This is a genomic window from Marinomonas flavescens, from assembly GCF_004352835.1.
Taxonomy (GTDB): Bacteria; Pseudomonadota; Gammaproteobacteria; order Pseudomonadales; family Marinomonadaceae; genus Marinomonas; species Marinomonas flavescens.
The window spans coordinates 306064-320092 of record NZ_SJSB01000002.1 but is presented as its reverse complement, the minus strand read 5'-3'; the positions used below and the strand labels follow the sequence as shown (position 1 = coordinate 320092).

The window sequence follows — 14029 nt, the reverse complement described above, 5'->3', positions numbered from 1 at the left end:
TATATTAACACTAGGTCTGTTTAGCAAATATTTAAAAAATGCGGTCAATTTAGACATTTTAATGTGGATTTATATCAGAAATCATCACTAATAAAAATCAATATAACGGCAAGATAACGGCAAGATAACGGCAAGATAACGGCAAGATATAAGAAGATACAGCATTCGCCCAAACTCGATATTGAGGGCTATTTAGATGCAAATAATCACTCATTATGTCAGGAGTTACACATCCACGGTCATCTAGAAAACACGCGTTTATATCAAGATAAATCACCTTTTCTCCATCCGCATAGGGCTGAATTAAACGGTTCACCTCGTCATTTAACACCCGTAGTTTCTGCGTTGGTTTGGCGCTTCTAGGAAAAATCGCTAATAGCAGGATATTTGTATTAGGCAACTTTTCAGACAATATCTGCAGAATTTGTTGAATCCCTAATGCTGTCTCAGCTGGTGCATCTTGCCGATGCCCAGTGTTATTAGTACCAATCAATAGCACCAACAACTTTGGGTCTATATCATCCACCGCGCCATGGGCTAACCGCCACAACACATGCTCCGTTCGGTCGCCATTAAAGCCAAGATTTAATGCATTCAGAGAAGCATAATATTCATCCCAAAATACATGACCTTCCTCTTCCCATCCTTGAGTAATAGAATCCCCCAGAAACACCAGGTCAACAGATTTCATGGCCGCTTTCTCGGCTAATTTTTGCTGATGTCTGGGCAACCACCAATCCGTCTCTTGCGGTGCCGCCTGTATAGACAAGGGCGTATTTTCAGATGTTTCATTCTTCATATCATCACTCGCCTTTTACTCAACGCTTATTATATAAAAACCGTTAAACACGGTATTCTAACGCTTCCTTTTATTGAATTTGAAAGCAATCATGTCTTTAAGCCTTTTCACCGTCAAAAAAATCATCGGCATGGCGCTGATGCCGATTCCACTCTCACTGATTATTATGCTGTTTGCGCTTCTGCTTATTTCGGCGCGACCGAAAATAGCCAGAGGCCTATTGATCATCGCGATTGCCTGCTTAGGTCTGACCAGTTTTGACCCTGTCGCCAATCGCCTGATTGCACCATTGGAAAACATCTACCCTATTTTTGATATCAAGCAACCTGTGGATGTTGTTGTGGTATTAGGCAGCGCTCATCAGCACTACCCCAATGATCCTGCTGTGATGCAGCTAGGACGAAGCGCCATTTACCGCCTAGAAGAAGGCTTGCGAATTTTAAAAGCCAACCCAGACGCTCAACTTTTTGTCTCAGGTTACGAAGGTCACGCAAAAATCATGCACGATGCCGCGATCGAATTAGGTGTCGCATCAAACAAAATAGTTATGTTTCCAAAACCGAAAGACACAGAACAAGAAGCAGACGATATGGCACCGAAACTAAAGGGGAAACGCGTCGCGCTCGTCAGTGAAGCCTCGCATCTAAGGCGCGCCCAAGGCTTCTTTACAAAAGCGGGTATTTCTGTGATTCCCGCCCCCGCGTTTCGTTTAAGTGACACTCGCAGCGAATGGCGCATAGGCGCTTCTGAAAACTACAAATCTCAACGCGCTTTTTACGAATATTTAGGACTCGCGTGGCAATGGCTAAAAACAAAAAAGGCCGAGTAGTTACTCAGCCTTTCGTTTTATCTCACCATGACTAACAGCCAATATCAGACCTGAAACAAGAAGTTCTTAATCAGGTCTTTGCCCCCTTCTGTGGCGAAGGATTCAGGGTGAAATTGAATGCCTTGAATTGGGTATTCTTTATGACGAACGCCCATCAGCTCAAAGTTACCGCCTTGGTGAATCGCTGAGATATTACCAAAGTCAGCGACTTGGAAATCGCCCACTGTCGCGGTCACTTCAAGCACCTCTGGGAAGCTTTCTGCTTCGGCGATCAAGGAGTGATAACGCATCACTTCTAACTGATCAGGGATATCGTGAAAGATGCCTTCGCCATTGTGAGTAATGGGACTGGTCTTACCGTGCATCGGTAATGGCGCTTTCACTACATTGCCGCCAAATACATGACAAATACCCTGCATACCAAGACAAACACCCATTAATGGGATGGTTTTACCGAATTCCAAAATTACATCCGCACAGATACCAAAGTAGGCTTTATCGTCTGGTGAACCCGGACCTGGAGAAATAATAATGCGATCCGGCGCCGCTTTACGAATGTCGTCTAAAGTGACTTCGTCGTTACGTTTTACGATCACTTCAAAGCTGGAAACTTCACCCTTGCTTTGCTCAGTCTCTAGCACTTCGCCAATAAACTGATACAGGTTGTAGGTAAAGGAGTCGTAGTTATCAATAATGTATACTTTCATAGCGTTTTTACTCCTGTCCTGCATCTTGTGCGGCATTGGCTTTTGGCGCGAAGCTCTCTAAAACACGACGTGTGCCGGCAAACTTACGTTGAATTTCTTCGTATTCATCTTCAGCATTCGAATCGTAGACGTTACCGCCACAGGTCTGCACGTAGGCTTTCTCACCCTTCGCAAAAACCGTGCGGATCGGAATTGCAAACATGCAATCGCCATTGAAGGAGAATTGACCAACCGCGCCACCGTAAGGGCCACGACCGTCATTTTCCAAATCATCGATGATTTTCATCGCTTCGATTTTCGGTGCTCCTGTTAAAGTACCCGCTGGGAAGTTGCTCGCCAGCGCTGAGAACATGTCGTGATCTTCCGCCATAATACCGACAATTTCGCTGGAAATGTGCTGTACATGACTAAAGCGTTTGATGTCCATTAGACTACGCACTTTCACCGTACCAAAACGCGCCACACGGCCAATATCGTTACGATGTAGATCCACAATCATGTTGTGTTCGGCAATTTCTTTTGGATCATTTAACAAAGCACGCGCCAAGGCGACGTCTTCTTTTTCGTCTACACCGCGTTTTGCCGTCCCCGCAAGAGGGAAAGTTTCCATCTCGCCTTGGCGAACACGGAACAATAACTCAGGACTCGCGCCGATAACTTTTTGCTCACCGAACTTGATGTAATACATTTGTGGCGATGGGTTCACTTCACGCAATTGCTCGTACAAGTTAATGGTGTCGCCTTCCATGTTGAACCACATTTTGAAGCCGACTTCACACTGGAAGATTTTGCCGTCGACTATGTCTTGCTTCACTTTTGCCACGGCATCGGCGTGATCGGATTTCGACATGGATTCACCGGCAGGCGTCACCACAAACGGACCATTTTCTGGCGTTTCTTCCGTCATCATCTGGTTTACTAGGGCAACGCGATTGGCACCCTCTTGCCCATCTTCGTAATAGAAGTAGACCACTTCGCCGGTCATCTTGTCGTAGATGAGGCCGTCTTTGTACAAACCAAAACGGAAGGCATCAAACATGTCACTCGATTGCAGATCCAAGCTTGGCTCGAAGTAGTTCATGCTGTCGTAACCAAGGTAGCCGGTTAAACCACCCGCAAAGCCACGCGATAAAATATTTTGCGGCACTATGTCTCGCAATAAATAGTACGGATTATCAGATTCGTACGACTCTATGCTGCCATCTCGCTCTTGGATAAAAAGCTGATTGTCTTGGGCCCAGATCAATTTCTCAGGGTCAAAACCAATGATTGAATGGCGGGAAATAAAGCTCTCTTCACCAAGGGATTCCAACATAAAACAATGATCAAAGTGCTTTTCTACCGTTTTAAACAAGGCAAAAAAGTCACAATCGGCACTGATGGTAATGTACTTAGGTTTGCGAGGTAGCGTAATACGCTCAGGTCTTTTTGGAGAGATACTCATGATTCTTTTAATTCCTTCAATGCTCGGGAGCCACGGGTCACCGTAGCAATGCCAACACCTAACTGTTTTGCGATGTCCCGCTGGGGTACACCTTCATCTAACAAGGCGATGATTTTTAAACGGCGCGCCATTTCACTGATCTCGTTTGGCGTCAGTAACACGGTTAAGCGCTTTTCTAACGCTGCGGCATCATCGACTTCGGATAAAAACTGGATCAAATCCTTCATAGGAAATTGCTCTTTTAATGCGTTATGAGCCACTTATAAAATAGCTATGTATTCATGTACTAGTACAATATAGTTTTCAGGAGAATGAAGCAAGAAGTCTAAACATATTTTGGACAATCTAATCGTAGAAGCCATCTATCTACTAAGCTATACTGAAACGGTGGCATAGCTTAAGGAGATCAATATGAAACAAGGTTCAACACTCAGCTTAACGGCTAAACAACAAGCCTACACAAATAAAAAAGGCGACAATTTCGTCGAAAGTATGCGTTTAGAAGGTTACTCTGTAGATAAATCCTTATTTTCTCTTAGCGCAGCAGAACGAAAAGCTAAAAAAGAACAGATTTTGGCAAAATATCTAGGCTAACATCATGGTCGATAAATATGGCGTAGGGCAAGATCCGTACACCTACCCTAACTCCAACACTCTGATTAATAAGCTTCATATCAAAGATGCTAAACAGCTTTGTGAATTAGAAAACCAACTTTCTACTTTGGCATTAGCAGACATCGATTTTACCCCTGCTCCGTACAGTTTTTCCCATCTATGCTCACTCCATAACGCGCTTTTTGGAGAGTTATACGATTGGGCAGGAGTGCCTCGTTCGATTGCAATATCAAAACTTGATACACGTTTTTGTCAGCCCGAATTTATCGTGAGAGAAGCAAATAAGCTATTTTCTCAAATTCAAAAAAAACGCTTCTTTGAAAAGCTAGATTTCGATTGCCTCTGCACAGAAATGGCGGAATTCTATATTGAACTAAACATGATTCATCCTTTTCGAGAGGGAAATGGACGCGCTCAACGCCTGTTGTTTGAACATCTGGCAATCCACTGCGGTTATAACCTGAGTTTTGAAACCATCTCAAAAGAACAATGGATTGAGGCTAATATCATTGGCTGCCTTAATTGTGACTACTCGCCAATGAAAGATATTTTCATCTGCAGCCTTTCTCCGATAGAGTAAATCTGAATTCATCCAATAATTCCCCCTTTGCTCTGTAATAAAGACGCATTGACAGCGTCTAAATCAACAACAAAGCTTTCGTTGTTCTATATACTATTCACATTATCAATCATGAGGAAACGTAATGGGTATTGTCGTTGCTGTGTGTATGTGGCTCATTCTGCTGCTGTCTGTTCCGAATCCTCTACGGGGAAAACTAGAGAAAAGACAGGGTATGTTGGCACTGTTAAGCTTTTTAGCGGGTGTCTGGAATTTCGCTTTTTATGGTTCCTTTCATCTTGGTGAGTTCTGGGGAAATGCCGCGTTTATTTCTGGCTTCTTTATGATGTTCAGCAGCTTTCCTTTGCTACAAGCAGACACTTGGCCTGCTGCACTAAAAAGCCCAATTCAAACACTGCAGCGTTATCGTCAAGCAGTGCATAATGTCATCAATCACTTAGCTCTGTTTGCACTGGCTATCTATGCTGCTCTTTATACCTATGCTCTGGTACTACTGAATTTAGGAGCAAGCTAACAAAAAAAGAGAAACGTCCTTGTCGGCCGTTTCTCTTTTTTTATTTATCTTAATCTTCTCACCTAAAAGAGAAAATATTAGCCTCTTGCAATGATATTTTTATCTAAGGTAGGCTTTATCCACCATTTAAGTCCGAAGACAAAGAGCACAATCCAAGCAATTGCAATGCCCATGGATACAAGAGAGCTGGTAGGATGCTGAGAAAAGGTAAGTACTTGATACGTACATACCGCCCCAACATAGGCTACTGATGTACTCCAAGCCGTCACAACCCCAGTCCACAAGAGCCCACCTTCTTTTACCAAGGCACCAATCGCCGCGGCACAAGGCGTATAAAGCAGCACGAACACTAAATAAGCAAACGCGCCTTGCCAACCATTAAACAAAGACACCATTTTTTGATGACCTAGCGATAAGGTTTCTTCGTGCTGGGCATCACTCACTGCAGACAAACCTAATGGGTCAATCAAGGTATTCATTGCGCCGGTTAAGTTGCTCCAAAGAATCGCGCTAACCGCTTTCAAATTAGCAAAGGGCGATATATATTCTGCTTGATCATTGCCCCCAGCCACATTTGAATAAAGTGCATCCATGGTCCCAACGACGGCTTCTTTTGCCAACACGCCAGTAAACACACCAACGGCAGCAGGCCAGTTGTTGTCGCCCATTCCTATTGGTGAAAAGGCAGGTGTAATCACCTGGCCGACTTCTGCCAAGGCTGATGGTTTACCACCCTCTGCGGCCGAGCGCCAAGATGGAACGGAATTTAGTATCGTTAATATTGCCGAGACCACAATAATGGTTTTACCTGCACGAATAACGAAACCACGTACTTTATGCCAGCTAGACAACACAATATTGCCCCAACGTGGTCGATGATAATGCGGCATTTCGATAAACGAGCTGGCGTGTACATCTTTAAATAGCTGCTTTCTAAAAATCCACGCGGTTCCCACAGCCATCAGAATGCCTAAAAGATACAAACCAAATACCAGCGAGCCCCCATTGTCACGGAAGAACACCGAAACGAACATAACATATACCGCCAAACGTGCACTACATGACATAAATGGAGCCATTGCCATGGTTAGCATGCGCTGCTTAGGGTTAGATAAGCTGCGCGTCGACATGATCGAGGTGACGTTGCAGCCAAAGCCTAATAATAAAGGAATAAAAGCCTGACCAGGTAATCCAATCGACAGCATAACTCGATCGATAATAAAGGCCGCACGAGCCATATAGCCACTGTCTTCTAAAAAGCTCAGGCATAAATACAAACACGCTATGACAGGGACAAAAGTAGCAACCAGCTCAGCACCACCACCTAAACCGTTGGCAAGAACAATAATAATCCAATGAGGCACACCAACTTGCTGCATCCAATGGCTTGGAAAGGACACAAACCAGTAAGCGGTAAAAGAATCTATCGGATCAATAAACAAGGTACCTAAACCGATGGCTAAGGCAAACATCGCGTACATTGCCAATAAGAAAATAGGAATACCTAACAATGGATGCAATACAATACGGTCTACGAATTCCGTTGTATTGTGGGCTTTCGCTTGTTGTTTCATCACACCAGACAACCATGTTTTAACGGGCTTTGACTGTGCAACAATAGGATTGGCTTTTAGTGTTTCAACGAGCGCTAACACTTGCTTTTGTAGATCTATTACAGAAAGTCCATGACCATCAAGAATGGTAATACCCATGTTTTCGGCGAGCATTTCTAAGTCCGGCATGATGCGCATTTTTCTTGCGAGATCCGTCATCGTCATCACCACTATCATGGGCCGACCTAACTCAATTAACTCTTTTGTTAACTTTAAATTACGCTTTAGATTGGTCGCATCAACGACGTTAACAATGACATCGTACTCGCCTTTATTCAGAAAATGACGAGCAACCGATTCGTCAATACCACCAGATTCAGTGGCAAAACTGTAAATTCCTGGCAAGTCAGTCATGTCGACTCGCTGACCAGCAACAGGGAAAAAGCCCGTTTTACAATCTACTGTCACGCCAGCCCAGTTTCCGACTTTTTGACGCGTTCCGGCGAGCTTATTAAATAAGGTGGTTTTGCCTGTATTCGGGTTACCCACTAACGTAATGTGGTGACTCATTCGTCATGACCCTCACATTGCTCATCACACAGATGAATATACTGAGCATCGTCAGTATGAATAGCGATAAGAGTGGCACCCACTTTAATTTGAAGAGGGTTTCCAAAGGGGGCTTTCATCATAAGTTTCACCGTTTCACCGGGATCAAAACCTAATGCACTGAGTTGAATTTGTTTGTCTTCATGTGGGTGTGCCACGAAATGAATTTTAGCAACTTTACCTTTCGGTAGCTCTGACAGAAGCATGGTCCCTCCAAAATGAACACGATAACAATTATCAATACAATAATTGTGACTATTATGTCCCAGATGGCTAGGTTATCGCCAGAGGGAAAATGCGGTTAATTAGTGAAAACCATTACATGAATAGTAAGAAGCGTCATTGTAGATGATATCAACTATTGTTTCATCGAGACTGAAAAGGAAAAAACAATGACATTTTAGCTCTCAACTCACGCTTAGGAAGTGCTTCAATTTAAAACAGCAATGTCGACATCGATCACACCATGCTTAGTACTGGCAATTCGCTGAAAGGCGGATTTACTTAAATCGATAATACGGCCACTTACAAACGGACCGCGGTCATTGATTCGTACAATAACACTTTTACCATTGGCTACATTTGTCACTTTTACCTTGGTTCCAAAAGGCAAACGCTTATGAGCTGCTGTCATGGCTTTTTGGTTGAACAATTCACCACTGGCTGTTTGTCGTCCTTGGTATTTTGTGGCGTAGTATGTGGCTTCACCCGACTCTTCGAAGCCTACCGAATCAGCACGAGTAATCGCTCCGGTCGAACAAGCAGTGAGTATTAAAGACAAAAAGACCCAATAAATGGGCGTAATGTTTCTCATGAAATTATTATCCTTTTTTAACAAGCGCTGCCTCTCTCATCCAAAACTAAGTCATTCTGAAAGTACGATACCAGATTCCTTGAGTGAAAGGGTGCCAAAGGAAATGTGGATAGATTACTGACAGCAACGAGTCTTATCATATTATCGCGATATTTAAGGTATGCTCTGCAAAACATAGCGCCATTGCCAATTGTCTTGGATTGAGAACATGCCCACACCGACGACCAAACCAAACTTCACATTTGATAACAGCCCTAAAGTTTGGACCTTTCTCATTCTTCTCATCCTTTCTTTTGCTATTTCTGCCTTTTTAGAAGCCTTCAATTTACCTGCTGCTTTACTATTAGGACCTATGATCGCTGGCATTATAGTCACAGTACGAGGCGCTGGCTTAATGTTACCTAACCCTTTATTTGCTATGGCACAAGGCACACTTGGCTGGATGATTGCGGGGCATTTACCGACGAATATTTATCAAGAAATCGCCAAAGAATGGCCAATTTTCCTACTTGGTACTTGCTCTACTATTGTTGCATCAAGTTTGCTCGGTTGGCTGCTAAGTCGAACAGGCTTACTGCCAGGAACCACGGCAATCTGGGGCTCTTCTCCTGGCGCCGCGTCAGTCATGACCATAATGTCCGAGTCCTATGGGGCTGATATGCGCCTGGTCGCGTTTATGCAATACCTACGTGTTGCATGTTGTGCTATCGCAGCTACCGTTGTAGCGAGTATGTTCAATGTCGATACGACTGTATCGGTACAATGGTTTGCTCTCTCTTCTTTTTCTGATTTTATGATTACTGTAGTGATGAGCTGCATGACCGTTTTTATTGGCGCTAAGTTACGCCTTCCTGGTGGCCCTCTTCTGCTATCCATTGCGGTAGGCATTTTTATTAAGTTCTCTGGCGTATTTTCAATTGTATTGCCTAGCTGGTATTTGGCCATTAGCTTTGGATTACTAGGATGGGGAATTGGCTTTCGCTTTTCACCGTCAGTTCTACGCCATGCACTACACGTTTTTCCACATGTTATCTCAGCAATTATTGCACTGATCTTTATTAATGGCTGCTTTGCGATGCTATTGGTTTACTTCGCTAATATTGACCCACTGACGGCCTTTCTAGCCACCAGCCCAGGCGGTGCCGACTCGGTAGCCATTATTGCGGCTTCCACTAATGCAGATGTCGCCTTTGTCATGTCGATGCAGATCATGCGCTTCTTATTGGTTCTGATCGTCGGCCCTATGTTAGCTCGCTGGCTATCCGTTAATAAAGCCACGAAAACAACTAAACAGTAGGCATAAAAAAACCACGCTATACGTGGCTTTTGCTCTCACTTCTATCCTTACTTTTAGCATTATTATCAGCTAAAGCAAACTTATTCAGCGAGGTTTTCAGGGCCAAAAGAATGAGGCAAAAGTGCCTCTAATGAAAATGATTGGCGTACTTCAGAATCATTACAGACATGAATCAAAGTATCTTGTGAAGCAAACTCTCGAATCTTCTGACGACAACCACCACAAGGCGTTACCAATTTGGAACCACTGCCCATGACATAGATGTTTTTAATTTGGCTCTCGCCATCTAATATCATCGCGGCAATGGCGCCAGCTTCAGCGCAAGTACCTTCTGGGTAAGCCGCATTTTCAACATTACAGCCAGAATAGTATTGACCATTGACCGTTTCAATCGCAACACCCACTTTGAACTTCGAGTAAGGCACATAGGCCTTACTCATTGCATTTTTCGCAAGCTCAAAAGCAACGCCGTCTATCACAACATCTGGCATAGTCTAGGCTCGCTCTTTGACATAAGGTCGGCCAACGGCTTTTGGCCCAATCGCTTTACCAATAAAGCCTGCTAGCAGAAGAACAGTCAAAACATAAGGAAGTGACTCAATCGCTTGTACCGGCACTTCACCTAATCCTGGAATTACAAAACCTTGTAAGCGCACTGCAACAGCGTCTAAGAAGCCGAATAACAAACACGCAAACATAACAGGAACAGGACGCCATTTACCAAAGATCAGCGCAGCCAAAGCCATATAACCTTTACCCGCACTCATATCCTTCAAGAATCCAGCATTGTGTGCCGTAGACAAGTATGCGCCAGCAACACCACATAAGATGCCACACACTATTACCGCGCGGTAACGAATCCATGTAACTGAAATGCCTGCAGTATCAACTGCTTGAGGGTTTTCACCAACAGCACGAAGTCGCAAACCAAAGCGTGTTTTATAAATTACCCAATAAGTAACAGGCACCATAAAGAAGGCAAGATAGACAAGAATATTGTGCCCACTTAGTAAGTGCGTATATATCTGCCCTATGACAGGTACATTCTGCATCGCATGTGCGAATGGTAATGTAATATCTAAGAAGCGCTCATTGCCTGTTAAGGCAGGAGTTTGTCCTCCTAGATTAAACCAATGCAGCCCTAAAGTGACTGTCATCCCGGCAACAATGGTATTGATGGCAACACCAGAAACGATATGATCACCTCGGTGTGTAATACAAGCAAAGCCATGAATTAATGCCAGCATAACCGAAGCCATAATACCAAAAATCAAACCAACCCAAGCAGAACCAAACACAGCAGAAGCAGCGGCAGCAGCAAATGCACTGCCTAATATTTTCCCTTCTAAACTGATGTCTACAATACCTGCTCGCTCAGAATACAAGCCAGCCAAGGCTGCAAGAATAAGTGGTGTAGAAACACGCATTGTGGCATCTAACATTTGAATAAGCGTATCGTACATTTTATTTCCCCTGTGCCGCTGTGGCTCTGCGAATAAAGAAGCCTTCGATGCGATCTTTAAACATGTGCTCTAAAGCCCCAGAGAACAAGATGACCAAACCTTGAATAACCACCACAATATCTGGTGTAATTTCTGGCATATCAAATGCGACTTCTGCACCACCCTGATACAGAGCACCAAATAAAATCGCAGCCAATAAAATACCAAACGGATGATTTCGCCCCATCAGAGCCACTGCAATACCAGCGAAACCGTAACCCGCAGCAAAATTCAGCAACAAGCTATGGTTAACACCCATGATTTCATTCAAACCAACAAAACCAGCAAGAGCACCAGAGATCATCATGACCCAAATAGTCACTTTCGATGTATCAATACCTGCGTATTTAGCGGCAGTTGGATTCGTCCCCAAAGTACGTAATTGATAACCCCAACGAGTATGCCAAATCAGCAACCAAACACCCACACAACACAATAATGCCCAAATAAAAGCGCCATTTAATGGTGAATCACCAATATCGATTCCCAAAGGCATCAATAAAGAATGCAGATAAGGCATCCATGCATTTTCTTCAAACGTCCGGCTGTTCAATGACAAACTATCAGGTGACTTAAGCCAATTCACCATTAAATAAACCATTAAAGATGAGGCAATAAAGTTAAACATGATGGTAGTAATTACAATATGACTACCACGCTTGGCTTGTAGATACGCAGGGATATAAGCCCAAGCAGCGCCAAACACAGCCGCGCCAATAATAGCTAACGGCGCAATCACATAAAACGGCATAGTATGATCAAGGGCCAAACACACTAACCCTACCCCCAAACCACCAATATACGCTTGACCTTCACCACCGATATTGAAAAGACCCGCTTTAAACGCAACAGACACAGCAAGACCCGTGAAGATAAAGTTGGTCGCGTAATACAAGGTATAGCCGATGCCTTCGTTATACCCAAAAGCCCCGTAAAGCATATAGCCTGCGGCTTCGAACGGGTCTTGACCGATGGCATAAATAACCAAACCAGAAATCAGAAATGCCAAACTAATATTAAGCAGCGGAATCAATGCTAGATTGACCCAAACAGGAACCTTTGCCTGACTCATGCTGACTCTCCTTGTTCATCATCACTGTAGGCATTTGCCATCATTAAGCCAAGTACACGCTCGTTGGCATCCTTTGCGTCCAACTCACCAACAACAGCGCCATCAAACATCACAAGGATACGGTCACTCAACGCCATAATTTCATCCAATTCAACCGAGACCAATAGAATGGCTTTGCCTGTGTCTCGTAAACTTACAATTTGCTCATGTATGTTTTCAATTGCTCCAATATCTACTCCACGAGTAGGCTGGCCAATTAACAACACATCTGGGTTTTGTTCCACTTCTCGAGCAATAACGATCTTTTGTTGATTACCACCCGAAAAATTCGCCGTTTTTAAATGAGGATTTGGCGGACGCACATCCCATGCAGCCATACGATCTTTGCATTCATCCACCATCACTTTGCGATGCATAAATACTTTGCCATTGTAAACATCAGAATTATGGTACCCCAAAACGGCGGCTTCATAAGCCTCAAAACCTGTCACCAAGCCCATTTTATGACGGTCTTCAGGGACATGTGCCATTTTCATATCACGCATTTGCGACGCATTTTTAGGCGAGTTCGCGTTAATTGTTGCACCTGCGAAATGAATCTCACCTTCGCTCATTTCCGTGATACCAGACAGTACATTCAATAATTCACTCTGGCCGTTACCGGAGACGCCAGCAATACCTAAAATCTCGCCTGAGCGAAGCTCTAAACTGACGTTTTTGAGTCGCTTGACACCTTGAGCATCAAATTGAGAAACGTTCTTTGCCGACAATAAAGTATCGCCGGGGGTTGCATCACCTTTGTTCACGGTCAAACGCACTTTTTTACCGACCATTAATTCGGCTAATTCTTCTTTGTTTGTTTGCGCTGTTTCTCTATGAGCAACCATTTCACCTTGACGCATCACAGACACATTGTCCGTGGAAGCCAAAATTTCCCGCAGCTTATGAGTAATCAAGAGCACGGTGACGCCTTGCTCCTTTAAAGAGTACAAAATACGGAACAAATGGTCCGCTTCTTGTGGCGTCAATACACCGGTAGGCTCATCTAAGATCAAGATACGAGCGCCACGATATAACGCCTTCAAAATTTCCACTCGTTGCTGTAAACCAACAGGAAGGTCTTCAACGACCATATCCACATCTATATCCAAACTGTACTCTTTGGCCAGACGAGTTAATTCCGTACGAGCATCGTGTATACCCTTACGTAACACGGCACCACCTTCGGCACCCAATATCACATTTTCTAAGACGGTGAAGTTTTCCACCAACATAAAGTGCTGATGCACCATGCCAATGCCGGCTTTGATTGCCTCTTGAGAATTACGAATATTGACGATTTCTCCGTCCACTTCTATGTGGCCAGAATCCGCTTCGTAAAACCCATAAATGATGCTCATTAGGGTCGATTTACCTGCCCCATTTTCACCAATAATACCGTGAATGGTACCTTTGGGGACCTGCAAGCAAATATCTTTGTTAGCTTGAACAGCCCCAAAGCGCTTACTAATGTCGCGCAATTCAATTGCGTATGGCGTTGTTGTGTTTGTCATATTTCAATAATGATTCGTCAATTTATGTTGGAAGCAGTAAATACACTTAATACAAACAATATTGTACTTACTCTGGCAATGATGCGATTACGTCTATCCTAGATACGCTCATCCTTATCGAAGGATAGCAGGTAGACCGAA

Annotated in this window: 16 protein-coding genes; 5 read left to right on the top strand and 11 right to left on the bottom strand. The window is 43.8% G+C overall.

Going from position 1 to position 14029, the window contains the following annotated elements:
* Nucleotides 1-97 precede the first annotated feature (97 nt).
* Nucleotides 98-799: a GDSL-type esterase/lipase family protein gene (locus E0D70_RS03640; protein ID WP_133010909.1), complete on the bottom strand. Its 702-nt coding sequence runs from the start codon at nucleotides 797-799 to the stop codon at nucleotides 98-100.
* A 91-nt stretch (nucleotides 800-890) separates the two neighbouring features.
* Between E0D70_RS03640 and E0D70_RS03635 the strand changes: the two genes are divergently transcribed.
* A complete protein-coding gene (locus E0D70_RS03635) occupies nucleotides 891-1628 on the top strand; it encodes an ElyC/SanA/YdcF family protein (protein ID WP_133010908.1) in 738 nt (245 codons plus the stop codon).
* A 44-nt stretch (nucleotides 1629-1672) separates the two neighbouring features.
* Here the strand turns inward: E0D70_RS03635 and E0D70_RS03630 are convergent, their stop codons facing one another.
* From E0D70_RS03630 to E0D70_RS03620, 3 genes are read right to left on the bottom strand one after another with little or no spacing between them, the layout of a single operon-like run.
* On the bottom strand, nucleotides 1673-2335 hold the full coding sequence (locus E0D70_RS03630) for an anthranilate synthase component II (protein WP_133010907.1): 663 nt from the start codon (nucleotides 2333-2335) through the stop codon (nucleotides 1673-1675).
* Nucleotides 2336-2342: 7 nt separating this feature from the next.
* Nucleotides 2343-3779 carry an anthranilate synthase component I family protein gene (locus tag E0D70_RS03625; protein ID WP_133010906.1) on the bottom strand — a complete coding sequence of 479 codons (1437 nt, stop codon included), beginning with the start codon at nucleotides 3777-3779 and terminating at the stop codon, nucleotides 2343-2345.
* Nucleotides 3776-4006 (bottom strand): Trp family transcriptional regulator, encoded by a 231-nt coding sequence (locus E0D70_RS03620; RefSeq protein WP_133010905.1) that lies wholly within the window; start codon nucleotides 4004-4006, stop codon nucleotides 3776-3778. The genes E0D70_RS03625 and E0D70_RS03620 overlap by 4 nt, the downstream gene beginning before the upstream one ends.
* Nucleotides 4007-4190: 184 nt before the next feature.
* Between E0D70_RS03620 and E0D70_RS03615 the strand changes: the two genes are divergently transcribed.
* From E0D70_RS03615 to E0D70_RS03605, 3 genes are all read left to right on the top strand, one after another.
* The gene (locus E0D70_RS03615) at nucleotides 4191-4373 is read left to right on the top strand and encodes a YhfG family protein (RefSeq protein WP_133010904.1); all 183 of its coding nucleotides are present in this window, start codon (nucleotides 4191-4193) and stop codon (nucleotides 4371-4373) included.
* A gap of 4 nt (nucleotides 4374-4377) precedes the next feature.
* Nucleotides 4378-4974, top strand: a complete 597-nt coding sequence (locus tag E0D70_RS03610; RefSeq protein WP_133010903.1) for a Fic/DOC family protein — start codon at nucleotides 4378-4380, stop codon at nucleotides 4972-4974.
* A 124-nt stretch (nucleotides 4975-5098) separates the two neighbouring features.
* Nucleotides 5099-5488 carry a hypothetical protein gene (locus E0D70_RS03605; RefSeq protein ID WP_133010902.1) on the top strand — a complete coding sequence of 130 codons (390 nt, stop codon included), beginning with the start codon at nucleotides 5099-5101 and terminating at the stop codon, nucleotides 5486-5488.
* Nucleotides 5489-5565: 77 nt separating this feature from the next.
* Here the strand turns inward: E0D70_RS03605 and feoB are convergent, their stop codons facing one another.
* From feoB to E0D70_RS03590, 3 genes are all read right to left on the bottom strand, one after another.
* On the bottom strand, nucleotides 5566-7611 hold the full coding sequence (feoB, locus tag E0D70_RS03600) for a ferrous iron transport protein B (protein ID WP_133010901.1): 2046 nt from the start codon (nucleotides 7609-7611) through the stop codon (nucleotides 5566-5568).
* Entirely contained in the window at nucleotides 7608-7856 is a 249-nt protein-coding gene (locus tag E0D70_RS03595) for a FeoA family protein (protein WP_133010900.1), read from the bottom strand. Before E0D70_RS03595 ends, feoB begins: the two co-directional genes overlap by 4 nt.
* Before the next feature lie 224 nt (nucleotides 7857-8080).
* Nucleotides 8081-8464, bottom strand: a complete 384-nt coding sequence (locus E0D70_RS03590) for a septal ring lytic transglycosylase RlpA family protein (protein WP_133010899.1) — start codon at nucleotides 8462-8464, stop codon at nucleotides 8081-8083.
* Between the two features lie 208 nt (nucleotides 8465-8672).
* On the opposite strand from E0D70_RS03590, the gene E0D70_RS03585 reads away from it, so the two are divergent.
* Nucleotides 8673-9761: an AbrB family transcriptional regulator gene (locus tag E0D70_RS03585; RefSeq protein ID WP_133010898.1), complete on the top strand. Its 1089-nt coding sequence runs from the start codon at nucleotides 8673-8675 to the stop codon at nucleotides 9759-9761.
* An 80-nt stretch (nucleotides 9762-9841) separates the two neighbouring features.
* Here E0D70_RS03585 and cdd read toward each other — a convergent pair whose 3' ends face one another.
* Genes cdd through E0D70_RS03565 form a run of 4 tightly spaced genes read right to left on the bottom strand, consistent with a single transcriptional unit; the run spans nucleotide 9842 to nucleotide 13888 of the window.
* Nucleotides 9842-10252 carry a cytidine deaminase gene (gene cdd, locus E0D70_RS03580; RefSeq protein ID WP_133010897.1) on the bottom strand — a complete coding sequence of 137 codons (411 nt, stop codon included), beginning with the start codon at nucleotides 10250-10252 and terminating at the stop codon, nucleotides 9842-9844.
* A 3-nt stretch (nucleotides 10253-10255) separates the two neighbouring features.
* Nucleotides 10256-11224, bottom strand: a complete 969-nt coding sequence (locus E0D70_RS03575; RefSeq protein ID WP_133010896.1) for an ABC transporter permease — start codon at nucleotides 11222-11224, stop codon at nucleotides 10256-10258.
* 1 nt (nucleotide 11225) lies between these two features.
* Entirely contained in the window at nucleotides 11226-12335 is a 1110-nt protein-coding gene (locus E0D70_RS03570) for an ABC transporter permease (RefSeq protein ID WP_133010895.1), read from the bottom strand.
* Nucleotides 12332-13888 carry an ABC transporter ATP-binding protein gene (locus E0D70_RS03565; RefSeq protein ID WP_133010894.1) on the bottom strand — a complete coding sequence of 519 codons (1557 nt, stop codon included), beginning with the start codon at nucleotides 13886-13888 and terminating at the stop codon, nucleotides 12332-12334. The genes E0D70_RS03570 and E0D70_RS03565 overlap by 4 nt, the downstream gene beginning before the upstream one ends.
* Between the last annotated feature and the right edge of the window lie 141 nt (nucleotides 13889-14029).

Excerpts from the sequence above, each read along its gene's own strand:
- E0D70_RS03640 (WP_133010909.1), bottom strand. The coding sequence starts at position 799 with ATGAAGAATGAAACATCTGAAAATACGCCCTTGTCTATACAGGCGGCA.
- E0D70_RS03635 (WP_133010908.1), top strand. The coding sequence starts at position 891 with ATGTCTTTAAGCCTTTTCACCGTCAAAAAAATCATCGGCATGGCGCTG.
- E0D70_RS03630 (WP_133010907.1), bottom strand. The coding sequence starts at position 2,335 with ATGAAAGTATACATTATTGATAACTACGACTCCTTTACCTACAACCTG.
- E0D70_RS03625 (WP_133010906.1), bottom strand. The coding sequence starts at position 3,779 with ATGAGTATCTCTCCAAAAAGACCTGAGCGTATTACGCTACCTCGCAAA.
- E0D70_RS03620 (WP_133010905.1), bottom strand. The coding sequence starts at position 4,006 with ATGAAGGATTTGATCCAGTTTTTATCCGAAGTCGATGATGCCGCAGCG.
- E0D70_RS03615 (WP_133010904.1), top strand. The coding sequence starts at position 4,191 with ATGAAACAAGGTTCAACACTCAGCTTAACGGCTAAACAACAAGCCTAC.
- E0D70_RS03610 (WP_133010903.1), top strand. The coding sequence starts at position 4,378 with ATGGTCGATAAATATGGCGTAGGGCAAGATCCGTACACCTACCCTAAC.
- E0D70_RS03605 (WP_133010902.1), top strand. The coding sequence starts at position 5,099 with ATGGGTATTGTCGTTGCTGTGTGTATGTGGCTCATTCTGCTGCTGTCT.
- feoB (WP_133010901.1), bottom strand. The coding sequence starts at position 7,611 with ATGAGTCACCACATTACGTTAGTGGGTAACCCGAATACAGGCAAAACC.
- E0D70_RS03595 (WP_133010900.1), bottom strand. The coding sequence starts at position 7,856 with ATGCTTCTGTCAGAGCTACCGAAAGGTAAAGTTGCTAAAATTCATTTC.
- E0D70_RS03590 (WP_133010899.1), bottom strand. The coding sequence starts at position 8,464 with ATGAGAAACATTACGCCCATTTATTGGGTCTTTTTGTCTTTAATACTC.
- E0D70_RS03585 (WP_133010898.1), top strand. The coding sequence starts at position 8,673 with ATGCCCACACCGACGACCAAACCAAACTTCACATTTGATAACAGCCCT.
- cdd (WP_133010897.1), bottom strand. The coding sequence starts at position 10,252 with ATGCCAGATGTTGTGATAGACGGCGTTGCTTTTGAGCTTGCGAAAAAT.
- E0D70_RS03575 (WP_133010896.1), bottom strand. The coding sequence starts at position 11,224 with ATGTACGATACGCTTATTCAAATGTTAGATGCCACAATGCGTGTTTCT.
- E0D70_RS03570 (WP_133010895.1), bottom strand. The coding sequence starts at position 12,335 with ATGAGTCAGGCAAAGGTTCCTGTTTGGGTCAATCTAGCATTGATTCCG.
- E0D70_RS03565 (WP_133010894.1), bottom strand. The coding sequence starts at position 13,888 with ATGACAAACACAACAACGCCATACGCAATTGAATTGCGCGACATTAGT.